24 protein-coding genes and 1 other RNA gene are annotated in these 22,650 nt (G+C 69.8%); 10 read left to right on the top strand and 15 right to left on the bottom strand.

Annotated elements, in window-relative coordinates; genetic code table 11:
- Nucleotides 1-115: 115 nt before the first annotated feature.
- The 3 genes from TSH58p_RS06610 to TSH58p_RS06620 all read right to left on the bottom strand — a co-directional run bounded on the left by TSH58p_RS06610 (nt 116) and on the right by TSH58p_RS06620 (nt 2,934).
- The gene (locus tag TSH58p_RS06610) at nt 116-1,342 is read right to left on the bottom strand and encodes a PLP-dependent aminotransferase family protein (RefSeq protein ID WP_109071778.1); all 1,227 of its coding nucleotides are present in this window, start codon (nt 1,340-1,342) and stop codon (nt 116-118) included.
- A gap of 18 nt (nt 1,343-1,360) precedes the next feature.
- Nucleotides 1,361-2,353 (bottom strand): tRNA (adenosine(37)-N6)-dimethylallyltransferase MiaA, encoded by a 993-nt coding sequence (miaA, locus tag TSH58p_RS06615; protein ID WP_109071779.1) that lies wholly within the window; start codon nt 2,351-2,353, stop codon nt 1,361-1,363.
- Between the two features lie 80 nt (nt 2,354-2,433).
- Nucleotides 2,434-2,934 (bottom strand): cupredoxin domain-containing protein, encoded by a 501-nt coding sequence (locus tag TSH58p_RS06620; RefSeq protein ID WP_109071780.1) that lies wholly within the window; start codon nt 2,932-2,934, stop codon nt 2,434-2,436.
- A gap of 161 nt (nt 2,935-3,095) precedes the next feature.
- On the opposite strand from TSH58p_RS06620, the gene serB reads away from it, so the two are divergent.
- Complete coding sequence (gene serB, locus TSH58p_RS06625) at nt 3,096-3,992, top strand: phosphoserine phosphatase SerB (RefSeq protein WP_109071781.1); 897 nt, start codon at nt 3,096-3,098, stop codon at nt 3,990-3,992.
- A gap of 93 nt (nt 3,993-4,085) precedes the next feature.
- Here serB and TSH58p_RS06630 read toward each other — a convergent pair whose 3' ends face one another.
- From TSH58p_RS06630 to hflK, 4 genes are all read right to left on the bottom strand, one after another.
- Nucleotides 4,086-5,642, bottom strand: coding sequence for a DegQ family serine endoprotease (locus tag TSH58p_RS06630; RefSeq protein WP_109071782.1), 1,557 nt, complete (start codon nt 5,640-5,642; stop codon nt 4,086-4,088).
- Nucleotides 5,643-5,898: 256 nt separating this feature from the next.
- The gene (locus TSH58p_RS06635; protein ID WP_109071783.1) at nt 5,899-6,087 is read right to left on the bottom strand and encodes a DUF2065 domain-containing protein; all 189 of its coding nucleotides are present in this window, start codon (nt 6,085-6,087) and stop codon (nt 5,899-5,901) included.
- A gap of 128 nt (nt 6,088-6,215) precedes the next feature.
- On the bottom strand, nt 6,216-7,163 hold the full coding sequence (gene hflC, locus TSH58p_RS06640; RefSeq protein ID WP_109071784.1) for a protease modulator HflC: 948 nt from the start codon (nt 7,161-7,163) through the stop codon (nt 6,216-6,218).
- Between the two features lie 11 nt (nt 7,164-7,174).
- Entirely contained in the window at nt 7,175-8,365 is a 1,191-nt protein-coding gene (gene hflK / locus TSH58p_RS06645) for an FtsH protease activity modulator HflK (RefSeq protein ID WP_109071785.1), read from the bottom strand.
- A 184-nt stretch (nt 8,366-8,549) separates the two neighbouring features.
- Here hflK and apbC point away from each other — a divergent pair, with 184 nt between their 5' ends.
- Together apbC and TSH58p_RS06655 are read left to right on the top strand one after the other, a co-directional pair.
- Nucleotides 8,550-9,704: an iron-sulfur cluster carrier protein ApbC gene (apbC, locus tag TSH58p_RS06650; RefSeq protein ID WP_109071786.1), complete on the top strand. Its 1,155-nt coding sequence runs from the start codon at nt 8,550-8,552 to the stop codon at nt 9,702-9,704.
- Between the two features lie 155 nt (nt 9,705-9,859).
- Complete coding sequence (locus TSH58p_RS06655; protein WP_109071787.1) at nt 9,860-11,668, top strand: monovalent cation:proton antiporter-2 (CPA2) family protein; 1,809 nt, start codon at nt 9,860-9,862, stop codon at nt 11,666-11,668.
- Nucleotides 11,669-11,684: 16 nt separating this feature from the next.
- Here TSH58p_RS06655 and TSH58p_RS06660 read toward each other — a convergent pair whose 3' ends face one another.
- The 3 genes from TSH58p_RS06660 to TSH58p_RS06670 all read right to left on the bottom strand — a co-directional run bounded on the left by TSH58p_RS06660 (nt 11,685) and on the right by TSH58p_RS06670 (nt 14,490).
- Nucleotides 11,685-12,482, bottom strand: coding sequence for an ABC transporter ATP-binding protein (locus TSH58p_RS06660; protein ID WP_109071788.1), 798 nt, complete (start codon nt 12,480-12,482; stop codon nt 11,685-11,687).
- The gene (locus tag TSH58p_RS06665) at nt 12,479-13,378 is read right to left on the bottom strand and encodes an ABC transporter permease (protein ID WP_109071789.1); all 900 of its coding nucleotides are present in this window, start codon (nt 13,376-13,378) and stop codon (nt 12,479-12,481) included. Before TSH58p_RS06665 ends, TSH58p_RS06660 begins: the two co-directional genes overlap by 4 nt.
- Nucleotides 13,379-13,521: 143 nt before the next feature.
- Nucleotides 13,522-14,490, bottom strand: coding sequence for an ABC transporter substrate-binding protein (locus tag TSH58p_RS06670; protein WP_109071790.1), 969 nt, complete (start codon nt 14,488-14,490; stop codon nt 13,522-13,524).
- A gap of 80 nt (nt 14,491-14,570) precedes the next feature.
- Here TSH58p_RS06670 and TSH58p_RS06675 point away from each other — a divergent pair, with 80 nt between their 5' ends.
- Entirely contained in the window at nt 14,571-14,774 is a 204-nt protein-coding gene (locus tag TSH58p_RS06675) for a hypothetical protein (RefSeq protein ID WP_109071791.1), read from the top strand.
- 60 nt (nt 14,775-14,834) lie between these two features.
- Nucleotides 14,835-15,239: a DUF983 domain-containing protein gene (locus TSH58p_RS06680; protein ID WP_109071792.1), complete on the top strand. Its 405-nt coding sequence runs from the start codon at nt 14,835-14,837 to the stop codon at nt 15,237-15,239.
- 21 nt (nt 15,240-15,260) lie between these two features.
- Here the strand turns inward: TSH58p_RS06680 and TSH58p_RS06685 are convergent, their stop codons facing one another.
- Entirely contained in the window at nt 15,261-17,171 is a 1,911-nt protein-coding gene (locus TSH58p_RS06685) for a glycosyltransferase family 41 protein (protein ID WP_109071793.1), read from the bottom strand.
- Between the two features lie 32 nt (nt 17,172-17,203).
- Nucleotides 17,204-18,142 carry an FAD-dependent thymidylate synthase gene (thyX, locus tag TSH58p_RS06690; RefSeq protein ID WP_109071794.1) on the bottom strand — a complete coding sequence of 313 codons (939 nt, stop codon included), beginning with the start codon at nt 18,140-18,142 and terminating at the stop codon, nt 17,204-17,206.
- Nucleotides 18,143-18,237: 95 nt separating this feature from the next.
- Here thyX and ssrA point away from each other — a divergent pair.
- The 3 genes from ssrA to TSH58p_RS06705 all read left to right on the top strand — a co-directional run bounded on the left by ssrA (nt 18,238) and on the right by TSH58p_RS06705 (nt 19,585).
- Nucleotides 18,238-18,614, top strand: a transfer-messenger RNA (tmRNA) gene (gene ssrA / locus TSH58p_RS06695).
- Nucleotides 18,615-18,645: 31 nt separating this feature from the next.
- A complete protein-coding gene (locus TSH58p_RS06700) occupies nt 18,646-19,215 on the top strand; it encodes an SspB family protein (protein WP_109071795.1) in 570 nt (189 codons plus the stop codon).
- A gap of 7 nt (nt 19,216-19,222) precedes the next feature.
- Nucleotides 19,223-19,585, top strand: coding sequence for a TfoX/Sxy family protein (locus tag TSH58p_RS06705; RefSeq protein ID WP_247874232.1), 363 nt, complete (start codon nt 19,223-19,225; stop codon nt 19,583-19,585).
- Between the two features lie 4 nt (nt 19,586-19,589).
- On the opposite strand, the gene TSH58p_RS06710 is transcribed toward TSH58p_RS06705, so the two are convergent.
- A complete protein-coding gene (locus TSH58p_RS06710; RefSeq protein ID WP_109071797.1) occupies nt 19,590-20,297 on the bottom strand; it encodes a COQ9 family protein in 708 nt (235 codons plus the stop codon).
- Nucleotide 20,298: 1 nt separating this feature from the next.
- Nucleotides 20,299-20,841, bottom strand: coding sequence for a peptide deformylase (gene def, locus TSH58p_RS06715; protein ID WP_109071798.1), 543 nt, complete (start codon nt 20,839-20,841; stop codon nt 20,299-20,301).
- Nucleotides 20,842-21,057: 216 nt separating this feature from the next.
- On the opposite strand from def, the gene rpsU reads away from it, so the two are divergent.
- Together rpsU and panB are read left to right on the top strand one after the other, a co-directional pair.
- Entirely contained in the window at nt 21,058-21,261 is a 204-nt protein-coding gene (gene rpsU, locus TSH58p_RS06720; protein WP_012974546.1) for a 30S ribosomal protein S21, read from the top strand.
- A gap of 196 nt (nt 21,262-21,457) precedes the next feature.
- Nucleotides 21,458-22,282, top strand: a complete 825-nt coding sequence (panB, locus tag TSH58p_RS06725) for a 3-methyl-2-oxobutanoate hydroxymethyltransferase (RefSeq protein WP_109071799.1) — start codon at nt 21,458-21,460, stop codon at nt 22,280-22,282.
- 69 nt (nt 22,283-22,351) lie between these two features.
- On the opposite strand, the gene TSH58p_RS06730 is transcribed toward panB, so the two are convergent.
- Entirely contained in the window at nt 22,352-22,639 is a 288-nt protein-coding gene (locus TSH58p_RS06730) for a DUF1330 domain-containing protein (protein WP_109071800.1), read from the bottom strand.
- Between the last annotated feature and the right edge of the window lie 11 nt (nt 22,640-22,650).

The raw sequence follows: 22,650 nt of genomic DNA on the forward strand, positions 1-22,650 counted from the left end.
TTTTCCAAATATTTCGCAAGCTGGAAAGACCGTCCTCCCCGCAAAGCCGCCCGCAAACGCGAACGGCCTGCCCCGCGGGTGCGGAGGCAGGCCGTTGCGCGGAACGCGGCGGAGGTTACGCCGCGACGGTCTGGAGCAGGCCGCAGAGGCGGCGGATGCCTTCGCGGATGCGCTCCGGGTTGTTGTTGGAGAAGCTGAGACGCAGCGTGTTCTTGCCCGAGCGGTCGGCGTGGAAGGCCGAGCCGGGGACGAAGGCGACGTTGGCGTCCTTGATGGCGCGGGCCAGCAGATCCACCCCGTCGGCGCCCTCCGGCAGCTCGATCCAGACGAACATGCCGCCTTCCGGCTTGGTCCAGGTCACCCCCGCCGGGGCGAACTCGGCCAGCGCGGTCAGCATGGCGTCGCGGCGCTCCTTGTAGCCGGCGCGCAGGCGGCGGATGTGGCTGTCGAAGCTCTGCGACACCACGTCGTGCAGCACGATCTGGTTGATGGTGCTGGTGTGCAGGTCGCCGGCCTGCTTCATCAGGACCAGCCGGTTGATCACCTCGGCCGGGCCGTTGATCCAGCCCACGCGCAGCGCCGGCACCATCGTCTTGGAGAAGGAGCCGCAGAAGAGCACGTTGGTGATCTTGCCGCCGTTGCGCGCGGCGTCCAGCGCCACGATGGACGGGATCGGCTCGCCCTCGTAGCGCAGTTCGGTGTAGGCGGCGTCCTCGACGATCGGCACGCCGTGCTTGGCGCAGAGGTCGAGCAGCGCCTCGCGGCGGGCCAGCGAGATCGTCGTGCCGTTGGGGTTCTGGAAGTCGGGGACGAGGTAGAAGAACTTCGGCTTCTGCTCCAGCGCCGCCTCCACCGCGGCGAGGTCCGGACCCTCGGCGTCGCCGGGGACGGAGAGGTATTGCGGCTCGTAGGGCGAGAAGGCCTGGAGCGCGCCGAGATAGGTCGGGCGGGTCACCAGGATCTTTTCGCCCGGCCCGATCAGCAGTTTGCCGACGAACTCCAGCGCCTGCTGCGAGCCGCTGGTCACCAGCACCTCGTCCAGCCCGGCCTGGATGCCGCGGCGGCCCAGGTAGGCGCAGATCCACTCGCGCAGGGGCGTATAGCCCTCGCTGATGGTGTACTGGAGGGCGCCGCCGGCCCCGCCGTTGGACTGGCCGTTGGACTGGAAGATCTTCTCATAGGCGCGGGCGATGGCCGCGGTCGGGAAGAAATCGGGGTCCGGGATGCCTCCGGCGAAGGAGATGATTTCCGGCCGTTCGAGCAGCTTCAGCAGCTCCCGGATTTCCGAAGCGCCCATACCGGCGACGCGACCGGCAAACACGTTTCCCCAATCGACCGTCACTTTCAATCCTCCTGAGGGTCAACGACGCAACGTCGTTTCAAGATAGGTCAGTATTGCTTCACTAAGCGGTCTTGCGTAGAGCGAATTGATCGTATGGCAGCCATGCAGCGCGGAGGCGGGCGGCCGGGCCGCGAGCTGGTGGCGGAACCAGGTGACCTGCCGCTTCGCGTAGCGGCGGGTGGATTGCTGAGCCAGCGCAATGGCTTCGTCGAGCGTCAGGGCGCCGCGCAGATGGTCGCGCAGCTCCGGCACGCCCAGCGCCTTCATCGCCGGCAGGTCGGGATCGAGGCCGAGCGCGTCCAGGCGCCGCACCTCCTCAAGCGCCCCCTGCCCCATCATCACGTGGAAGCGACGGTCGCAGTTGGCGTAGAGCGCGTCGCGCGGCGGGTCGATCACCAGAACGGAAAAGGCCAGCCCCTCCGGCGCGCCCTCGGCGCGCTGGGTCTGCCAGTGGGACAGCGGGTGGCCGGTGGCCTCCAGCACCTCCCAGGCGCGGGTCAGGCGGGTGGTGTCGCCGGGGCTCAGCTTGACCGAGGCCGGGTCGCGACGCACCAGCTCCGCGCGGAACGCCTCGCCCCCCAGGTCCCGCAAGCGGGCGTGGGCGGCCTTTCGGACCTCGTCGGGGACGGCGGGAACGGCGCTCAAGCCCTCCATGAGGGTGCGCAGGTAGAGGCCGGTGCCGCCGACGACGATGGGCAGCCGCCCGGCGGCGTGCGCCTCGGCGATCTCGGCCAGCGCCATGTCGCGCCAGCGCGCCGCGGAGCCACGCTCCGCCGCCGGCAGCACGCCGTAGAGGCGGTGCGGGGCCTGCGCCAGATCCTCCGCCCCCGGACGGGCGGTCAGCACGTCCAGTTCGGCGTAGAGCTGCATGCTGTCGGCGTTGATCACCGTGCCGTTGCGCGCCAGGGCGATGTCGAGCGCCATGCCCGACTTGCCCGACGCCGTCGGGCCGCCGATCACCACCACGTGCCGGTGCCGCACATCCCGGTTCCGCGGGCTGTCCTCCGCCATGTCGCCTTGCCTGACGTTCCTCCGGCTACAGCGTATGGCAGGGGAAGGCGCGGCTTGGCAAGGCCGACCGGTGCGGGGCCTCAGCGAACCGTGATCGTCCCGGTCATCCCGAAGCTACTGTGCAGCGGTTCGTGGCAGGCCAGATCATAAGTGCCGGCCTCGACCGGGATGAACTCCACCACATCGGTCTGGCCGGCGGGGATCTCCAGATTCACCAGGGCCGGCGTCTCGACGGCGCCTTGCGCGGTGGTGACCCGCCGCACCGCGATGGCCTTGAAGAAGCCCTCCGACGTGAAGGTGTGCGCGACGCTCCCGCGGTTCTCCAGCGTCAGGCGGTAGGGAGCTCCCCGCTCGAAGGCCAGACGGTCGGGCTGGAACCGGAACTCGTCCAACTGCACGGTCACGGGGCGGGCCTGCGCCCAATCCATCGCCGAGACGCGCGCCCCCACGTCGCCGACATAGCCGGGCGGCGGGCGCTGCGCCAGATCGGTCCCGGCGCCGCATCCGGCCAGGAACAAGGCAGGCGCCAGGGTGAAGGCGAGAATGGACAGGGTATGAAGGGTGGCAGGCCGCTGGATCATGGACGAACCCTCCCGCGATTTGAGCGGAAACACGGCGGGAGGCGCCCGGGTCCCCGGCGCGGAATGTCTACGACGCTTGGCGGAGTGGGTTGGCGGAGGGTCCCGGCTGTGCTAGGGAGCGCGCGCGCCCTTCCCCACGGCTCTTCCAGGATCGCCCCGCCATGAGCGCTGTCGTTACGCTGATCGCCGCCGCCTCCGCCGTTCTCGACGAGCAGGCCGTGCAGGCCGCCCGCGCGTCCCTGACCGCGCTGGGCGCCGACACCGCCAAGCCGGACTGGCTGGCGCCGGACCGCGCCTGCGACATCGCCGAGGAAGGTCTGGTGCCCGAGCAGGCCGAAGCCGCCGTCCGCCGCGCGCTTGGTGGACTCGCCGTGGACGTCATCGCCCAGAAGCCGGGCAACCGGAAGAAGCGCCTGCTGGTCGCCGACATGGAATCGACGATCATCGAGCAGGAGATGCTGGACGAGCTGGGCGATTACGTCGGGCTGAAGGATCACATCGCCGCGATCACCGCCCGCGCCATGAACGGCGAGATCGACTTCAAGGGCGCGGTGCGCGAGCGGGTCGCCCTGCTCAAGGGCCTGAACGAGAGCGTTGTCGACGAGGTGTGGCAGCGCGCCACCCTGATGCCCGGCGCCAGGACGCTGGTCTCCACCATGCGCGCCAACGGGGCGACCTGCGTGCTGGTCTCCGGCGGCTTCCGCTGCTTCACGGAGCGGGTGCGCCAGTGGGTCGGCTTCGACGACGACCGCGGCAACGTGCTGGAGGTGGTGGACGGCGTCATGACCGGCGCGGTCGTCGAGCCGATCCTCGACAAGGACAGCAAGCTGGAGGCCCTGCTCGCCTACGCCGGGGAGCGCCACGTCCCGACCGTCGAGACCATGGCCGTCGGCGACGGCGCCAACGACCTGCCGATGCTGCTGGCCGCCGGGCTGGGCGTCGCCTTCCACGCCAAGCCGACGGTGGCCGCCCAGGCCCGCGCCCGCGTCGATCACGGCGACCTCACCGCCCTGCTGTTCGCCCAGGGCTACCGGATCGGCGAGTTCGTGGAGGGCTGACCGCCCGCCACCGCAAGCCCGCAAAGCGAAAGGGCACCGGCGGTCTCCCGCCGGTGCCCTTTTCGTTTGGGGTCAGCCCCCGATCGCCCCCGATCAGCCCTGGCTGAGCGGGATGGCGACGAAGCGCAGGTCGCCGTGACGGTCGACCAGCAGCAGGATGGACTTCTTGCCCTGCTCCTTGGCCTTCTGGATCTTGGACGTCACGTCCTCCGGCTTGCGGACCTCCTCCTGGCCGACCTCGATGATGACGTCGCCGGCGCGGATGCCCTTCTCCGACGCGGTGGAGTTGCCGGCCACCTCGGTCACCACGACGCCCTTCAGCTCGGGCTTGATCTCGAACTGCTGGCGCAGCTCCGGCGTGATGTTGGTCAGCTTCAGGCCCAGCGTCTCGGTCGGCTTCTGGGCCGGGGCCTGCTGCGGCTGGCGGCGCTGCTCCTCCGGATTGGCGGCGAGAAGGCCCGATTCCTCGGCGGCCTCAAGCTCGCCCACCTTCACCTGAAGCTGCTGCGACTTGCCCTTGCGCCACACCTCGATCGGGACGGCCTTGTCGATCGGCGTCTCGGCGACGACGCGCGGCAGGCGGCGCATCTCGTTGATTTCCTTGCCGTCGAACTTGGTCACCACGTCGCCCGCCTGGATGCCGGCCTTGGCCGCCGGGCCGTTCGGGGTGACGGAGGCGACCAGCGCGCCCTTGTGGCCCTGCAGGCCCAGGCTCTCGGCGATCTCCGGGGTCACGCCCTGGATGCGCACGCCCAGCCAGCCGCGGCGGGTCTTGCCGTACTCGCGGAGCTGCGCGACCACCTGCTTGGCGAGGTTGGACGGGATGGCGAAGCCGATGCCGACCGAACCGCCCGACGGCGAGAAGATCGCCGTGTTGATGCCGATGACCTCGCCGTTCAGGTTGAACATCGGGCCGCCGGAGTTGCCGCGGTTGATCGAGGCGTCGGTCTGCAGGAAATCGTCGTAGGGGCCGGCGTTGATGTCGCGCTGGCGGGCCGAGATGATGCCGGCGGTGACCGAGCCGCCCAGGCCGAACGGGTTGCCGATGGCCAGCACCCAGTCGCCCACGCGCATGGCGTCGGAATCGCCGAAGGGAACGGCGACCAGCGGGTGGTTGGTGGTGATCTTCAGCAGGGCGACGTCGGTCTTCGGGTCCTTGCCGATCAGCTCCGCCTTGATGTTGGTGTCGTCCTGCAGGATGACGGTGATCTCGTCGGCGTCCTGGATGACGTGGTTGTTGGTGACCACGTAGCCGTTCTTGGCGTCGATGATGAAGCCGGAACCGAGCGAGGTCGACTTGCGCGGCTGCTGCGGCTGGTCCTGCTGCTGGCGGTCGAAGAAGTCGCGGAAGAACTCCTCGAACGGCGAGCCCGGCGGGAACTGCGGCATCTCGGGGCGGGCGCCCTGCTGGCGCTGCGGCACCGCCTGGCTGGTCGAGATGTTGACCACGGCGGGCAGCAGCTTCTCCGACAGGTCGGCGAAGCTGGTCGGCGCCGGGCGCGACTGGGCCATGGCGGGGGTGCCGACGGCGGCGGACAGCCCCAACAGGAGAGCGGCGATCAGCGGCACGACGCGCAGCCGGCGGCCCAGCGACCGGTTGCCCGCTTCGCGGCCGGGCTCGGCGCGGTGGATGGGGTGGTTCGGGTTCAACTCAGCTCTCCCTGCCGGACATCCGGCACCTTCTTGTTCCAATCGGCCATCTGTTCCAATCGGCCCGCGGTTTCATGCGAATCGCGGTCCGAGGGGGCGCTTCACCGATCCGTGTGCCGGATGTAATCCCCGCGCGTCACCGCTTCAAGCAAAGGCGCACGGGTCCCATCCGCCACGGAGGACGCGCGAGTATAGAAGTCGGAGTATGGCCGGAAAATGGCGGCGCGGTCCAGCGACGCGCGCGCGGCAAAGGGCGTCAGGCGCCCCGCAGAAGCCAGACGAATCCGACGCCGGCCATCGCCGTAACCAGCCCGACAACGCGCAGCCGGTTTTCCGGCATCGTCAGGGCCTCGACGATCAGGCGCCGCATGGCGGACGGGAACAGCGCGTAGAGCACGCCCTCGATCACCAGGACCAGGGCCAGCGCGGTGAGGAAATCCGTCATCGGGAGGGCGGCACTTCCGGCTTGAAGACGCGGGTGGAGGCGGGAAGACAAAATCGGGGTGGGAGAACGGCAGCCCCCACCCCGCCCCCTCCCCGGGATCCGGGGAAGGGGAATCGAGCGCGACGATCCTACTGCTGCTGGGCGGTCGCCGGGGCCGGAGCCCGCTGCGGCGCCGGGGCGCTGCCCGAGGCCGGGGCCGGCTGGCCGTTGCCGCCGCCGGTGATGTCGCCGAAGTAGCGGAAGAACTCGCCGGTCGGGGACAGCACCATGGTGGTGTCGTCCTTGTTCAGCGACTTCCGGTAGGCTTCGAGCGTCCGGTAGAAGCTGTAGAACTGCGGGTCCTGCGACGTCGCCTCGGCGATCAGCTTCAGCGCCTGGTTGTCGCCTTCACCGCGCAGGATCTGCGAATCGCGCTGCGCTTCGGCCAGGATGACGGTGCGCTCGCGGTCCGCGCGGGAGCGGATCTGCTGCGACTGCTCCTGACCCTGGGCGCGGGCCTCGGCGGCTTCGCGCTCACGCTCCGACCGCATGCGGGCGAAGATCGACTGGCTGGTCTCCTCCGGCAGGTCGGCGCGGCGGATGCGGACATCGACGATCTCGATGCCGAATCGCTTGGCCTCGTCGTTCACCTGCCCGCGGATGTCGTTCATCACCCGCGGACGCTCGTCCGACAGGATAGCGAGCAGCGTCACGCTGCCGAGAACGCGGCGGAGTGCCGAGTTCACGATGGCGTTCATCCGCGTCTCGGCCACCGCCTCGTTGCCGGCGGTCTGGTAGAAGCGCAGCGGGTCCAGGATGCGGTAGCGCGCGAAGGCGTCCACGTCCAGGCGCTTCTGGTCGGCCAGGATGACCTGCTCCACCGGCGGGTCGAGGTCGAGCACGCGGCGGTCGAGGATGCGGACTTCCTGGATGAAGGGGACCTTGGCCTTCAGGCCGGGATCGCGGATGACGCGCATCGGCTCGCCGAACTGGAGGACGAGCGCCTGCTGCGCCTCGTTCACCGTGAAGAGCGAGGCCGAGGCGAGCACGCCCGCGGCGAGGATGCCGATGCCGGCAACCAACAATGTGCGGTTCATGGCATCCCTCCTCAACGGGCCGGCGGCTGGCCGGCGGGCCGCGCCGCGCCGTTCGGCGACTGCGCGCCAGCCGGGGCCGGCTGGAGCTGGTTGAGCGGCAGATAGGGAACCACGCCCTGCGCGCCCTGCGCGTTGCCGTCGATGATGACCTTGTTGGCGCCGCGCAGGATCTCTTCCATGGTCTCGAGATACATGCGCTTGGCGGTCACATCCTTGGCGGTCGAGTAGGCGTCGAAGACCTTGCGGAAGCGGTCGGCGTCACCCTGGGCCAGGTTCACGACCTGCTCGCGATAGGCGGAGGCTTCCTGGATCAGCCGTTCCGCGTCGCCTCGGGCGCGCGGGATGACGTCGTTCCGGTAGGCTTCGGCCTCGTTGCGGGCGCGTTCGCGGTCGGCGCGGGCGCGCTGCACGTCGTTGAAGGCGTCGATGACGGGCGACGGCGGGTCGGCCTTCTGCAGCTGCACCTGCGTCACCTCGATGCCCGCCTCATAGTCGTCCAGCATGGCCTGGAGGAGCTGGCGGGTGGAGGTTTCGATCTGCTGGCGGGCCTCGGTCAGGGCCGGCTGCAGGTCGGTGCGGCCGATGACCTCGCGCATCGCGCTTTCCGCCGCCTTCTTCACGGTGGCCTCGGGGTCGCGGATCTTGAACAGATACTCGCCCGCGTCCTTGATGACCCAGAAGACGGTGAAGTCGATGTCGATGATGTTCTCGTCGCCGGTCAGCATCAGCGACTCGTCGGGAACGTCGCGGTCGCCGCGGCGCCCGTCGCCGGCCGAACGGTAGCCGACCTCGATCCGGTTGACGCGCGTCACCTTGGGCATCAGCACCGTTTCGATGGGCGACGGCAGGTGATAGCGCAGACCGGGCTGCTCGGTGCGCACCCACTGGCCGAAGCGCAGCACGACGCCCTGCTCGTCCGCCTCGACGCGGTAGATGCCGCTGGCCAGCCAGACGACGGCCAGCAGGCCGACGACGAGCGCGATGCCCCGGCCGCTGCCGACGCCGCCCGGCATCACCCGCTTCAGGCGGTCCTGGCCGCGGCGCAGCAGATCCTCCAGGTCCGGCGGCTGCGGCCCTCCGCCGCCGCTACCACCGCCGCCACCGCCACCCGGCGGACGGCCCCACGGATTCTGACCGCCACCACCCGGCGGAGGACCCCAGGGGCCGCCACCGCCGCCCCCTCCCTGATTGCTCCACGGCATTCCGTTCGTTCCCCTTCGCGCTCTCTCAATTCTTGGGACGGAAATTCCGGAAAACAAATCGTTTCCGGACCGTCCGATCCCTTTACCATTATTGTCCGCCGGCCCTATAGTGCCCATCCCATTCGGGGAAGGATTTCACCGACGGATATCCGCCAATATCGGGAAGGAAGCGGAGTTTTCAACCATGGCGCAGGTCAGCGAAGCTCAAGTCCTTGACGCTCTGAGGACGGTTGTCGATCCGGAACGGGGCAAGGACGTCGTCAGCCTCGGCATGCTTTCCGGCCTTGTCGTGCGTGACGGGCACGTCGCCTTTTCGATCGAGGTGGACCCCAAGCGCGGCGCCCAGGCCGAGCCGGTGCGCCACGCCGCCGAGAAAGCGGTGGAGGCCCTGCCGGGCGTCCTGTCGGTCACCGCGGTGCTGACGGCGCACCGCCCCGCCGGGCAGGGTGCCGCCCCGCAGCAGGGCCACGGCCATGCTCACGGGCATTCTCATGGACATTCCCATGGGCAGCAGCAGCCGGCCGAGCAGAAGCCGCTGGTGCCGGGCGTGAAGGCCATCGTCGCCGTCGCGTCGGGCAAGGGCGGCGTCGGCAAGTCCACCACGGCCAGCAACCTCGCGCTCGCCATGGCGGCGAACGGGCTGAAGGTCGGGCTTCTGGACGCCGACATCTACGGCCCCTCCATGCCGCGCATGCTGGGCATCTCCGGCCGCCCGACCAGCCGCGACGGCCGCATCCTGGAGCCAATGGAGAACTACGGCATCAAGGTGATGTCGATGGGCTTCCTGGTCGCCGAGGACACGCCGATGATCTGGCGCGGCCCGATGGTGATGAGCGCCCTGCAGCAGATGCTGCGCGACGTGAACTGGGGCACGCTCGACGTCCTGGTGGTGGACATGCCGCCGGGCACCGGCGACGCCCAGCTCACCATGGCGCAGCAGGTGCCGCTGGCCGGGGCGATCATCGTCTCCACCCCGCAGGACATCGCCCTGCTCGACGCCCGCAAGGGGCTGAACATGTTCCGCCGCGTGGACGTGCCCGTCCTCGGCATCATCGAGAACATGAGCTACTTCTGCTGCCCCAACTGCGGCCACCGCACGGACATCTTCAGCCACGGCGGCGCCCGCAAGGAGGCCTCCGACCTGGGCATGGAGTTCCTCGGCGAGATCCCGCTGCACCTCGACATCCGCGAGACCTCCGACCAGGGCCAGCCCATCGTGGTGTCGCAGCCCGAGTCGGAACACGCGAAGGCCTACCGCGGAATTGCCAAGCGCGTGTGGGAGAAGATCGCCGGCGAGCAGGGTCCGGCGCGGGCGGCGCCGCGGATCGTGGTGTCGTAAGGTCCTGGTGTCGTAAGGGGGCGTACGGCCCCCACCCTCCCCACTTCGTGGGTCCCCTCCCTCCCCCGCTGACGCAGGGGAGGGCCTAATGTTCCCTCCCCTGCGTCAGCGGGGGAGGGTTAGGGTGGGGGCAAAGCCTTTAGAGGGTGGGCCCCATGCCGGATTTCGTGACGTTGGTGGTGCTGCTGGCCGCCGTGGTCCTGGCGGTCCCGGTGGCCAAGCGGATCGGCTTCGGCGGGCCGCTCGGCTATCTCGCGGCGGGGCTGGCCATCGGGCCGGGCGGGCTCGGGCTGGTGACGGACGTCGAGGCGATCCGGCACGTCTCCGAACTCGGCGTCATCATGCTGCTGTTCCTGATCGGGCTGGAGCTGCGCCCCGCCCGCCTCTGGGTGATGCGCCGGTCGGTGCTGGGACTCGGCGGCGCCCAGGTCGCGGTGACCGCCATCGTGATCGGCGCCGCCGCCTTCCTCCTGCTGGGATTCACCCCCGCCGCCGCCGCGGTGACCGGATTCGGCCTGTCGCTGTCCTCCACCGCCATGGTGCTGCCCATGCTGGCGGAGCGGGAGCTGCTGACCACCAACGCCGGGCGCAGCGCCTTCTCCATCCTGCTCTTCCAGGACCTCGCCATCATCCCGGCGGTGGCGCTGCTGCCGCTGCTCGGCCATGGCGCCGGGGAGGTGCCAGACGCGGGGACGGCGTGGCTGGCCGTCCTGAAGGCCGGCGGCGCGGTCGCGGCGATCCTGGCCGGCGGGCGCTATTTGCTGCGCCCGGTTCTGCGCGCCGTGGACGGCGCCCGGACGCCGGAGATCTTCACCGCCGCCGCCCTGCTGATCGTGCTGGGCACCGCCCTGTTCGCCGCGTGGGCGGGGCTGTCCATGTCGCTCGGCGCCTTCATGGCCGGGGTGCTGCTGTCCGATTCGGAGTACCGGCACGAGGTGCAGGCGGACATCGCGCCGTTCGAGGGGCTGCTGCTCGGCCTGTTCTTCGTCTCGGTGGGCATGGGGGCCGATGTGGCGGCGCTGATGGCCGAGCCGGTGCGCTACCTGTCGCTGGCGCTCGGGCTGATGGCGCTGAAGGCGGCGGTCCTGTTCGGGCTGGCCCGCCTGTCCGGCCTGCGTCCCGGCGGCTCGACGCGGCTGTCCACCGTGCTGAGCCAAGGCGGCGAGTTCGGCTTCGTGCTGTTCGGGCTCGCCGTCGGCGTCGGGGCGATGAGCGGCGGACAGGCGGCGACGGCCATGCTGGTGGTCACGCTGTCGATGATCGCCACCCCCTTCGTCTTCGCGGCGGAGGAGCGCTGGCTGGCGCCGCGCCTGATCGTGAAGCCCGTGCGCCCCTACGACACCATCGCGCCGGACGGCGAGCCGCCGGTGCTGATCTGCGGCTTCGGCCGGGTCGGGCAGATCGTCGGGCGCGTGCTGCGGCTGCGCGGCATCCCCTTCACGGCGCTGGAGCAGAGCGCCGAGCAGGTCGACGTCGTGCGGCGCTTCGGCAACAAGGTCTATTACGGCGACCCGTCGCGGCTCGACCTGCTGCGCGCCGCCGGGGCCGACAAGGCCAAGGTGCTGGTGGTGGCGCTGGAGGACATGGAGCAGTCGCTGCGCGTGGTCGAGCTGGCGACGCGCCACTTCCCGCACCTCGTCATCCACGCCCGCGCCCGCAACCGCCGCCACGCCCATTTCCTGATGGACCGCGGCGTCACGCATTTCGTGCGCGAGACCTACGATTCCAGCCTGCGGCTGACCGGCGGCGTGCTGCAATCGCTGGGCCTGCCGCCGGAGGAGACCCGCCACACGCTGGAGACCTTCCGCGAGCATGACGAGCGCACGCTGATCCGCCAGCACGCCGTGCATCACGACGAGAACCGCCTGATCCAAACCTCCCGCCAGGCCGCCGCCGAGCTTCAGGCGCTGTTCGAGGCCGACCGCGAGGAACGGGAGGAGGAGCGGGACCGCAAGACCGTCTGACGCCCCTCCCCCGGCCTCAGCCGATCAGCAGGCTGTCGTCGGTGATGTCCTCGCCGCCGCGCTGCTTGGCGAACAGCGCCAGCAGGTGCGGCACGTCCAGCCCGGCGCGCTGCTCCCCCGACACGTCGAGCACGATCCGACCCTCGTGCAGCATAACCGTGCGGTCGCCGTAGTCCAGCGCCTGCCTCATGGAGTGGGTGACCATCAGCGTGGTCAGCCGGTTCTCCTCGACGATGCGGCGGGTCAGGCCGAGCACGAACTCCGCCGTTCCGGGGTCGAGCGCCGCCGTGTGCTCGTCGAGCAGCAGGATCTTCGACCCGGCGAGCGTCGCCATCAGCAGGCTGACCGCCTGCCGCTGCCCGCCGGACAGCAGGCCCATGCGGTCGTGCAGCCGGTTCTCCAGCCCCAGCCCCAGCTCCGCGATGCGCTCGCGGAAGTGCCGGCGGCGGTCGCCGCGCAGGGCGGAGCCCAGGCCGCGGCGGCGCCCGCGGGCGGCGGCCAGCGCCATGTTCTCCTCGATGGTGAGCGCGGTGCAGCTTCCGACCATCGGGTCCTGGAAGACGCGGGCGACCAGCGAGGCGCGCTTCGGCGTCGCCCAGCGGGTGACGTCCACCCCGTCGATGGCGATGCTGCCCTCCTCGGCGATCACGTCACCGGCCAGCGCGCCCAGGAAGGTGGACTTGCCGGCGCCGTTGGAGCCGATGACGGTGACGAACTGCCCTTCCGGGATCGTCAGGTCGACGCCGCGCAGGGCGTGCTTCTCCAGCGGGGTGCCGCGCCCGAAGGTGACGTGGATGCCGTTGACCGTGATCATCGGACGGCCTCCCTCTTCTTCGACGCGGCCTTCAGCCGCATCCGCGGCAGGATCAGCGCCACCGCGACCAGGACGGCGGTGACGAGGTTGAGATCGGAGGCCTGGAGCCCGATGGCGTCCGCCGACAGGGCCAGCTGGACCGCCAGACGGTAGAGGATGGAGCCGACGACGCAGCCGACCAGCGCCCACAGCATCGCGCGGGCCGGCAGCACCGTCTCGCCGACGATCACCGCGGCCAGACCTACCACGATGGTGCCGATGCCGGTGGTCACGTCGGCGAAGCCGTTGGTCTGGGCGAACAGCGCGCCGGCCAGGGCGCACAGCCCGTTCGACAGGGCCATGCCGGCGTAGATGTGGAAGTCCGTCTGCACCCCCTGCGCGCGGGCCATCCGGGCGTTGACGCCGGTCGCCCGCATGGCGAGACCGAACTCGCTGTTCAGGAAGCGGGACAGCAGCAGAACGACCAGGACGACCACGACCAGCACGACCAGCGGCCGCACCACATGGTCGGGCAGCCCCAGCCCGTAGAAGGGCGTCAGCACCGTGTCCTGCATCAGCAGCGCCACGTTCGGGCGGCCCATCACGCGCAGGTTCACCGAGAACAGCGCGATCATGGTCAGGATGCTGGCCAGCAGGTGCAGGATCTTGAAGCGGACGTTCAGCGTCGCCGTCACCAGCCCGGCCATCGAGCCGGCCAGCGCCGCGACGAGGCTGGCGATCCACGGATTGACCCCGGCGACCAGCAGCGTGGCGCAGACCGCCGCGCCCAGCGGGAAGCTGCCGTCCACCGTCAGGTCCGGGAAATCGAGCACCCGGAAGGACAGGTACACGCCAAGGGCGACCAGCGCGTACACCAGCCCGATCTCGACGGCCCCGAAGAAGGCGATTTCACTCATGATTGGTCCTTGGGGCGCGGTTGCGCCGGGCCCCCCTCCCGACCTCACCCCGCTTTGCAGGGGGAGGAGAAAAGCCCTCCCCCTGCAAAGCGGGGGAGGGTTGGGTGGGGGCCCGTCTCAACCACTCCCCTCAACGAAACAACTTACTGCCCGACCACCTTGGTCGCGCGCTGGATCACCGCCTCGGGGATGGTCACGCCCATCGCCGCGGCGGACTTGGGATTCACGAACAGGTCGGTGCCCTTGGCGAAGGTCACCGGAACGTCGCCCGGCTTCTCGCCCTTCAGGATGCGGACCACGGCCTCGCCGGTCTGGCGGCCGACCTGCCGGTAGTCGAAGCCGATGGAGGCCACCGTGCCGCGCGCCACGCTGTCGGTGTCGGCGGAGAAGACCGGCAGCTTGGCCTGCTGGCCGACCGCGACGACGCTCTCCAGCGCCGAGACGACCGTGTTGTCCAGCGGCACATAGACCGCGTCGACCTTGCCGACGAGGCTGCGGGCGGCGGGCTGGGCGTCGGCGGACTTGGTGGCGGTGGCCTCCACCACGGTCAGCCCGGCCTTCTGCGCCTCGTCCTTCAACGCCTTGACCAGCGAGACGGAGTTCGGCTCGCCGGCGTTGTAGAGGACACCCAGACGCTTGACCGACGGCACGATCTCGCGGATCAGCGCGACATGCTCGGCCACCGGAGCCATGTCCGACACGCCGGTGACGTTGGCGCCCGGCTTGTCCAGGCTGCGGACGAGTTGCGCGCCGACCGGATCGGTCACGGCGGTGAAGACCACCGGAATGTCGCGGGTCGCGGCGACGACGGCCTGGGCCGAGGGGGTGGAGATCGGAACGATCACGTCCGGACGGGCGCCGGCGAACTGGCGCGCGATCTGCGCGGCGGTCGCGGGGTTGCCCTGGGCGCTCTGATACTCGACCTTCAGGGTGTCACCCGGCGTGTAGCCCGCGGCCTTCAGCGCCTCGACCACGCCGTCGCGCGTGGCGTCCAGCGCCGGATGCTCGACGATGGCGGTGATGGCGACGGTCTTGGTCTGGGCGAAGGCGGCGGCGCTGGTCAGCGCGACGGCGGCCGTGGCGGCGGCGAGAAACAGGCGGGTGATCGTCATGGCTCCAGGCTCCCGGAGGGGGTTTGTGCATCCCGTAGACGCCCAGGGGCCGGTCCGTCAACTGCCGGAGCAGGAATCCGATGAGCGAAGACCCGCGCGACGCCCGACGCCAAGCCCGACTCCAAGCCCTGGAATCCGCCATCGCCGACATCGAGGCGGAAGCCCGCGCCGCCGCGCACGCCCTGTGCGCCCATGAGCTTCAGATGCGGCTGGAGAACATCGTCCGCCGCGTGGAGGCCCTGCGCGCGGCGCAACCCCGGGGTGCGGAGGATGGAACGGCGTGACGATCGGTCGCTCCCTCCCCATATGAGGCCCTTCGGGGAGCGGCATGCAGGGGAACGGTCATGACGGCGGAAGACAGGGCGGCGGCAGTCGAAGCGGAAGACGGAACGCGGTCGAAGACGACGGCGGCGTTGCGCGGGCTGATGGGGCAATGCCCGGCCTGCGGGCGCGGGCGCCTGCTGCGGAACTACCTGAAGCCGGTCGACCATTGCGCCCATTGCGGCGAGGCGTTCGGCCATCTGCGCGCCGACGACGCCCCGCCCTGGATGACCATCCTGATCGTCGGCCACATCATCATCCCGGCCGTCCTGTCGGTCGAGCAGCGCTACGAGCCGGCGACCTGGGTGCATCTCACCATCTGGCCGCTGCTGACGCTGCTGCTGACCGGCCTGCTGCTGCCGCGCTGCAAGGGCGTGGTGCTGGGGCTGCTGTGGAGCACCGGCGCGCCGGGGTCCGAGCGCGCCTGATCCCTCTCAGTCAAAGCTGGCCTAATCGAAACTCAGGGAAAAGCTCGCCCGCCCCTGCCCGGCCTGGAAGCGCTGCCACATCACGCCGAAGGCGGCCTCCAGCGCGCGGGTGAAGCGCACGCCGTCCAGCGCCGGGGAGACCGCCAGCCGGTCCCGCAACCCGCCGCGCAGAGCCGCCAGCCCCGCCGGGTCGGCGACCAGCGCCGCCGCCCTGGCGACGTAGGCGTCCGGCCCGTCGGTCACCAGATCGGACAGCCCCGCCGAGGCGAGGTGGGTCACCGAATGGCGGGCGCAGAAGCGGTCGCCGCCCAGCGTCACCACCGGCACGCCCATCCACAGCGCCTCCAGAGTCGTCAGCCCGCCGGAATAGGGGAAGGGGTCGAGCGCCACGTCGACCTCGCCGTAACCGGCCAGGAACTCCCGGTGCGGCGCCCCGCCCCGCAGGTCCACCCGCGCCGGGTCCAACCCCGCCCGCTCGAACAGGGCCAGCGTGCGGGCCGCGGTGCCGGCGTCGTCCAGCCCCGGCGTGCGCAGCAGCAGGCGGGAGCCGGGGACGGCGCCCAGCACGCGCGCCCACAGGGCCGCGACCTCCGCGTTCAGCTTGGGCAGCGCGTTGAAGGACCCGAAGGTGGCGTGACCGCGCGTTGCCAGCGGCAGCGGGGCCACGGCCGGCGCGTCCTCGGGCGGCGCCCAGGGGACGTAGGCGTCGGGCATGCGCACGACGCCCTCGATGCACCAGCCGTCCGATCCCGGCGGGCTCTGCCGCGAGTCGGAGATCAGGTAATCCATGGCCGGCAGGCCGGTGGTGCCGACATAGCCGGCCCAGGTCGCCTGCACCGGCGCCGCGCGCCGCGCGAAGACCGGCAGGCGGTTGCCGAAGGTCTGGCCCGCCAGATCGACCAGGATGTGGATGCCGTCCGCCTGGATGCGCTGGGCCAGCGCCTCGTCGTCCAGGCCGGTGGTCCAGACCCAATGGTCGGCGTGGGCCATCAGCCGCTCCGTCTTCCAGTCCGGGTTGGCGGTGTTGGCGTAGCAGACGACCTCGAAGGCCGTGCGGTCATGGTTCGCCAGCACCGGTTCCAGGAAGAAGCCCACGGGATGGGCGCGGAAATCCGGCGAGACATAGCCGATGCGGATCTTCGGCGCCGGAGCGGCCACCGCGGGCGCCGGACGGTCGGGGTGGCGGGCGCCCCAGTCCGCGTGGGCCTGGGCGATCGCCGGCATGGTCAGCCCCGGCACGAACTGCATCAGGTAGAGGCGCGAGGCGTGCAGCGAATCGATGGTGCCGTGCTGCGCCACCACGGCTTCGATCTCCGCCAGGGCCTCCTCCGCCCGCCCCTGCATGGCGAGCACGCGGGTGGCGCGATTCGCCCGCACCTCCGCCCGGCCCGGCGCGAGGGCGAGCGCCGCGCCATAGGCGTCGTCGGCCTCGCCCAGCCTGTTCATTTCGGCCAGCGCGTTGCCGAGGTTGTAGGGATGCGCCCAGTTGGCCGGGTCGAGCCGCCCCGCCCGTTCATAGAGCGTCACCGCCTCCGCCCGCCGCGCCCGGGCGCGCAGCAGCACGCCCAGATTGGCGACGGCGGCCAGGGTCTTCGGGTTCAGCGCGATGGCGCGGCGGAAGAAGGCCTCCGCGCGGGCCGAATCGCCGGCCCGGCGCACCGCCTCCGCCATGGTGAGCAGCCCGTCCATCGCCATCTCCAGCGACGGATCGAGGTTCAGCGCCCCGGCGTAGGCGTTGGCCGCCCCGGCGACGTCGCCCAGGCTTTCCATCACCAGCCCATAGTTGGCCCACCAGACGGGGACCGTGGGATAGGCGGCGATGGCCCGCCCGATCAGCTCCAAGGCCTCGTCGAACCGCCCGGCCTGCGCCGCGACGAGGCCCTGGCGGTGAAGTCCATCGGCCTCGTGCGGCGTCATCTTGGGCGGCGTCATGACGGTTGGTCCTTACTATGTTGGAGCGGGCGTTACTCGGCGCGGCCGAGCTGGTCCATCAGCTCCCGCCACTCGCGCTTGGACAGGCCGCTGGCCTCCTGGGTCACCGCCTCGCCGGACAGCAGGCGCTTCACCACCTCCAGGCCGGTCTTCGACATGTGGGTGCCGCCCAGCCGGTACTCGCTGAAGGCGTCGAACACGGCGGGGACCCAGCGCTTCACCACGTCCAGCATGGCCTCCGCATAGACGCGGATCTCGTACTGGGCGTGCGGGTCGGCGCGCAGGCTGAGGAAATGCAGGAGGTTGTGGAGATCGACCTTCCAGTACCACTGCGTGTAGTAGTTCAGCGTCAGGTTCATGCGCGCCAGCTCGCGCGCCAGACCCTGGCGGCCCTCCTCGATGGTGGTGCCGTCCTCGCGCTGGTTCAGCATCTCCTCGTAATGGGCGTAGACCGCCTCCGAATCGTCGCGCAGCAGCTTCATCACCGCCGCCGCCTCGTCGCCCTGGAGAACGTCGCCGCGGCCCTGCCGGTTGACGACGGCCTGGGCGCCCAGGTTCTCGGGCGTCGGGATGTAGAACTCGCGGTCGAGGATGGAGTAGCGCGCGGAGTATTCGTTGACGTTCGCCGTGCGGTGGCGAATCCACTGGCGGGCGACGAAGATCGGCAGCTTGACGTGGAACTTGATCTCGCACATCTCGAACGGGGTCGAGTGGCGGTGGCGCATCAGATACTTGATGAGGCCGGCGTCCTCGGTGACCTTCTTGGTGCCCTTGCCGTAGGACACGCGCGCCGCCTGGACGACGGCCGAATCGTCGCCCATGTAGTCGACGACGCGCACGAAGCCGTGGTCCAGGACCTCGATCGGCTCGTAGAGGATCTCCTCCAGGGCCGGAACGGTGGCGCGGCGGGTGGTGGCGGTGACGGCGCGCAGGCGGTCGATCTCGGCGCGCTGCTCGGGCGTGATCGGCATGGGTACTCCGGGGACTGAATTCGGGCGGCACTCTACGTCCGCGAACCCGGACAGTCACCCCCTTCGCAAGGGCCTCCGGTCAGAATCCGCCGCACCCCCTTTCCATATCCGGATGAAGGGCCTATATTGGGTCCGTCGGCAGCAGCCGACTATGGCGATAAACGCCTTGCGGAATAAGCGTTGTGGACCCGGGGGCGGTACCCGGCGCCTCCACCAAACAAACCACCGGTCTCTCGGGCGTTGCCGTAGGGAGCGGGTTCGTTGGGGGCGAAATAGGATCGACACGCGTGGTAAAGGCATGGTCTTCGCCCGGCATGGTTCCGCCGTTATCGGGCCATTGCAATAGTTGCCAACGACAACGTTGCTCCGGTCGCCGTTGCCGCCTAACAGCGGTAACTGACCGAAATCAATCCCCGATGGGTAGCACCTGAGGGTGGGGCCGTGGGCCGCCTAGCAACAGAAGGCCCACACTTACCTGTCTGGCGTTAAGGACCCGCCCAAGAATGCCGAGAGAGCAGTTGCGTTATGACCGCATGGTCGAGGCCGCCCTGCGCGGTGTCGTCCGTGACGCGCTCCGCCAGGTGACGGACCGCGGGCTCCCCGGCGATCATCACTTCTACCTGACCTTCCGGACGGGTTACCCGGGCGTCGACATCCCCGAATATCTGTCGTCCCAGTATCCCAACGAGATGACCATCGTCATCCAGTACCAGTTCTATGGGCTGGAGGCGCTGGACGATCATTTCGAGGTGACGCTGAGCTTCAACAACGTGCATGAGCGGCTGGTCATCCCCTACGCCGCCATCACCACCTTCGCCGATCCGTCGGAGAATTTCGCCCTCCAGTTCCAGCCCGTGGAGCCCGCCGAATCGGCGGAGATCGCCACCATCCCCGCGCGCGAAGCGTCGGAGAAGAAGGCTGCGGACGGTCGGGACGGGGCGAAGCCGTCCATCGCGAAGCTTGCCAAATCCGACTCGGCCAAGACCGATGTCGGCAAGCCCGACTCCGACCGTTCCGGCGAGGAGCCGAAGCGCGGCGAGGTCGTGGCGCTCGACGCCTTCCGCAAAAAGTAAGCCCTCGGTGGCCAGGGTCAGCGAACTCGTCCGTTTCCTGTGCGAGTCGCTGACACCGTTGGGGGACATCACCGCCCGCCGCATGTTCGGCGGCTATGCGGTCTATTGCGACGGCGTCGTCTTCGCGCTGGTCGCCCACGACATCCTGTATTTCAAGGCCGACGACGGCAACCGCCCGGATTACGAGGCGCTGGGCCTGCGCCCCTTCAAGCCCTTCGACGACAAGCCGACGGTCCTGCCCTACTTCCCGCCCCCCGACTCGGCGCTGGACGATCCGGACGAGTTGCTGCTGTGGGCCCGCCCGGCCCTGGCGGCGGCGATCCGCACCGCCGCCATCAGGAAGCCCGCTCGCAAGAACGTGAAGGCCTGAGCCGTCAGATGTTCTCCGCCATGTGGGCGGAGGCGGTTTCCACCGGAGGGGCCCCAGCGCGCTGGCGGATCTGACGGGCGAAGCGCGCAGGGCTCGGCAGATGGCTGAGCAGGCGCCCGGCGCGGCCCATGGCGGACATCGCCTTGCCCATGCTCATCACATCGCCCAGCCGGCGGTCCACGAAGGCCCAGGTCTCCGCATGGCCCTCCGACCGGTCGTCCAGCCAATAGAAGGTCGCGGAGCTGAGCACCGCGGCCAGCGTGGCGCGCTTGGTGTAGTGGTTGAAGTCGGTGGCCGTGTCGCCCGCCGCGAACCACATGGCATCCACCGTGCGGTAGAGCATGGTCAGCCCCATGCCGATGTTCTGCGGCATGGCGAGATAGGCGAGCAGGCGGCGCTTGGCCTCCATGTGCGGCTCCAGCACCTCGAAATGGGTGCGGATGGCCAGGGCGATCTTCTCGCCCACCCTCATCTCGTCGAGCGGGTGCTTGTCCAGCTCGGCCAGCATACGGCGGTCGGTCCAGGCGCCGAAATGCTCGACCAGTTCCGGCACGCCGCCGGGAAAGGCGCGGTGCATGGTCGCCGTGTCGTAGCCGGCCATCTGGGCGCCGTCGCGCAGCGCCTGGAGGCTCCAGCCGTCGAACACGATGTTGGGAAGGGTGGACAGCAGGATGTCGTCCCGCACCGCGTCCATGTCGAGGGCAGCGTCCATGTCAGTCTCTCCCGTCCTGCTGTTCCAGCGCCTCGGTCACGTGATGCGCCTCGTCGGTGAAGGCCAGATAGCGCAGATCGGCCATCCGGTCGATGTAAAGCACGCCGTCCAGGTGATCGCACTCGTGCTGGATGACGCGGGCGTGGAAACCCGACGCCTCGCGCTCGATGGGTTCGCCGTCCAGCCCGACGCCCCGGTAGCGGATGCGCGCGAATCGCGGAACGATGCCGCGCAGCTCGGGAATCGACAGGCAGCCCTCCATCCCGTGCTCCATCCCATCGTCCAGCGGCTCGATCACCGGGTTGATGAGCACGGTCGGCTCCACCGATTCGCCGCCGGAGCGCATGGCCGGAACGCGGAACACGATCATGCGCAGCGATTCGTGCACCTGCGGCGCCGCCAGCCCGACTCCGGGCGCGTCCAGCATGGTGTCGATCATGTCGGAAGCCAGCCTCCGGATCTCCGGGGCCGTCGGGTCGGGCACGGGGGATGCGACCTTGCGCAGCACCGGGTGCCCCATGCGGGCGATCTTCAACAGGGCCATGCCCTATTATCTGGGCGCCACGGGCCGCCGGGCAACCGTTTTGCCCGCGCATTGCCCCCACAGGACGCGCATGATCGGAAGACTCCGCTTCACAGGCGGCCCCGTCCGTGCTACATAAAGGTCCACACAAGGGGTGCGCCCGAAAGCGCATGCCTGTCGCATGCCTGTTTGTTGCTTCATGGCAACTCGGCTCACTTGATAAAGGTGACGGTTAACGTGCAAGTTCTGGTCCGAGACAACAACGTCGATCAGGCCCTCCGCGCGCTGAAGAAGAAGATGCAGCGCGAGGGCATTTTCCGGGAAATGAAGCTGCGCCGGAACTACGAGAAGCCCTCGGAGAAGCGCGCGCGTGAGAAGGCTGAGGCGGTGCGTCGCACCCGCAAGCTGCTCCGCAAGCGCATGGAGCGCGAGGGCTATTAATCCTCAGGCGCGCTTCGGCGCGCCGGATTGACAGGCGCGCTTCGGTGCGCCGGGCATCCATGCGCGTTCGCGCGCTTGCCCCTCTTGTGTCTTGCACCTGCCGCCCCGCGCCTGCGCGTGGGCGGTTTTGGTGCATCTGCGGTCCGCTTCGCCGCTCACGAACGTCTGCCAAGAAAATATAAGGGGAGGGTCGCCAATGAGCGCATCCAAGGACACTCCGCGCGTCTCCGTGCCGGCGCTGCGCGTGCGCAAGGGCGGGGAGCCGATCGTCTGCCTGACCGCCTACACGACTCCGGTCGCCCGGCTGCTGGACCCGCATGTCGACCTGCTGCTGGTCGGCGACTCGCTGGGCATGGTGGTCTACGGCTTCGACAGCACGCTTCCCGTCACGCTGGACATGATGATCGCCCACGGCGCCGCCGTGGTGCGCGGCTCGCGCCACGCCTGCGTGGTGGTGGACCTGCCCTTCGGCAGCTATCAGGAAAGCCCCCAGGTGGCCTTCCGCAACGCCGCCCGCGTCATGGCGGAGAGCGGCGCCCAGGCGGTCAAGGTGGAAGGCGGGCTGGAGATGGCCGAGACGGTGGCCTACCTGACCACCCGCGGCGTGCCGGTGATGGGCCATGTCGGGCTGCTGCCGCAGTCGGTCAACGCGCTCGGCGGCTACAAGGCGGTGGGCCGCGATCCGGAGGCGGCGGAGCGCATCCGCGCCGACGCCCGCGCCATCGCCGAGGCCGGCGCCTTCTCGCTGGTCATCGAGGGCACGATGGAGTCGCTGGCCCGCCAGATCACCGAGGATGTGACCATCCCGACCATCGGCATCGGCGCCTCCCCCGCCTGCGACGGGCAGGTTCTGGTGTCCGACGACATGTTCGGCCTGTTCGGCGAGTTCCAGCCCAAGTTCGTGAAGCGCTACGCCCAGCTCGGCACCGCCATCGGCGAGGCCGCCGCGACCTACGCCGCCGAGGTGAAAGCCCGCAGCTTCCCCGGTCCGGAGCATTGCTTCGGCATCAAGAAGGCGTAAGGGCTCCCTTCCCTCCTTAAGAGAAAAAGCCGTGCGGCCCCGCACGGCTTTTTCTTTTTCCGGGGCGCGTCAGGCGCCGTCCACCACGATCATCCGGAAGTCGGCGGCGCCTTTCCGGGCCTCGCGCGCCTCGCGGTATTCGGGGCTGTCGTAGAAGGCCTTGGCCGTGGCGTAGTCCGGGAATTCCAGGATGACGACGCGGTTGGGCTGCCAGCCGCCCTCCAGCTCCTCCGCCTGCCCGCCGCGGGCGATGAAGCGCCCTCCATTCCTGGCGACGGCATCCGGGGTCAGCGTCTTGTAGGTCTCGTAGGCCACCGGATTCGTCACGTTCACGTCGGCGATGATATAGGCGGGCATGGCGTCCTCTC

It is taken from the genome of Azospirillum sp. TSH58, from assembly GCF_003119115.1.
Taxonomy (GTDB): Bacteria; Pseudomonadota; Alphaproteobacteria; order Azospirillales; family Azospirillaceae; genus Azospirillum.

Excerpts from the sequence above, each read along its gene's own strand:
- miaA (WP_109071779.1), bottom strand. The coding sequence starts at position 2,353 with ATGGCGGAGGACAGCCCGCGGAACCGGGATGTGCGGCACCGGCACGTG.
- TSH58p_RS06620 (WP_109071780.1), bottom strand. The coding sequence starts at position 2,934 with ATGATCCAGCGGCCTGCCACCCTTCATACCCTGTCCATTCTCGCCTTC.
- serB (WP_109071781.1), top strand. The coding sequence starts at position 3,096 with ATGAGCGCTGTCGTTACGCTGATCGCCGCCGCCTCCGCCGTTCTCGAC.
- TSH58p_RS06635 (WP_109071783.1), bottom strand. The coding sequence starts at position 6,087 with ATGACGGATTTCCTCACCGCGCTGGCCCTGGTCCTGGTGATCGAGGGC.
- hflC (WP_109071784.1), bottom strand. The coding sequence starts at position 7,163 with ATGAACCGCACATTGTTGGTTGCCGGCATCGGCATCCTCGCCGCGGGC.
- hflK (WP_109071785.1), bottom strand. The coding sequence starts at position 8,365 with ATGCCGTGGAGCAATCAGGGAGGGGGCGGCGGTGGCGGCCCCTGGGGT.
- apbC (WP_109071786.1), top strand. The coding sequence starts at position 8,550 with ATGGCGCAGGTCAGCGAAGCTCAAGTCCTTGACGCTCTGAGGACGGTT.
- TSH58p_RS06655 (WP_109071787.1), top strand. The coding sequence starts at position 9,860 with ATGCCGGATTTCGTGACGTTGGTGGTGCTGCTGGCCGCCGTGGTCCTG.
- TSH58p_RS06660 (WP_109071788.1), bottom strand. The coding sequence starts at position 12,482 with ATGATCACGGTCAACGGCATCCACGTCACCTTCGGGCGCGGCACCCCG.
- TSH58p_RS06665 (WP_109071789.1), bottom strand. The coding sequence starts at position 13,378 with ATGAGTGAAATCGCCTTCTTCGGGGCCGTCGAGATCGGGCTGGTGTAC.
- TSH58p_RS06670 (WP_109071790.1), bottom strand. The coding sequence starts at position 14,490 with ATGACGATCACCCGCCTGTTTCTCGCCGCCGCCACGGCCGCCGTCGCG.
- TSH58p_RS06675 (WP_109071791.1), top strand. The coding sequence starts at position 14,571 with ATGAGCGAAGACCCGCGCGACGCCCGACGCCAAGCCCGACTCCAAGCC.
- TSH58p_RS06680 (WP_109071792.1), top strand. The coding sequence starts at position 14,835 with ATGACGGCGGAAGACAGGGCGGCGGCAGTCGAAGCGGAAGACGGAACG.
- TSH58p_RS06685 (WP_109071793.1), bottom strand. The coding sequence starts at position 17,171 with ATGACGCCGCCCAAGATGACGCCGCACGAGGCCGATGGACTTCACCGC.
- thyX (WP_109071794.1), bottom strand. The coding sequence starts at position 18,142 with ATGCCGATCACGCCCGAGCAGCGCGCCGAGATCGACCGCCTGCGCGCC.
- TSH58p_RS06700 (WP_109071795.1), top strand. The coding sequence starts at position 18,646 with ATGCCGAGAGAGCAGTTGCGTTATGACCGCATGGTCGAGGCCGCCCTG.
- TSH58p_RS06710 (WP_109071797.1), bottom strand. The coding sequence starts at position 20,297 with ATGGACGCTGCCCTCGACATGGACGCGGTGCGGGACGACATCCTGCTG.
- def (WP_109071798.1), bottom strand. The coding sequence starts at position 20,841 with ATGGCCCTGTTGAAGATCGCCCGCATGGGGCACCCGGTGCTGCGCAAG.
- panB (WP_109071799.1), top strand. The coding sequence starts at position 21,458 with ATGAGCGCATCCAAGGACACTCCGCGCGTCTCCGTGCCGGCGCTGCGC.
- TSH58p_RS06730 (WP_109071800.1), bottom strand. The coding sequence starts at position 22,639 with ATGCCCGCCTATATCATCGCCGACGTGAACGTGACGAATCCGGTGGCC.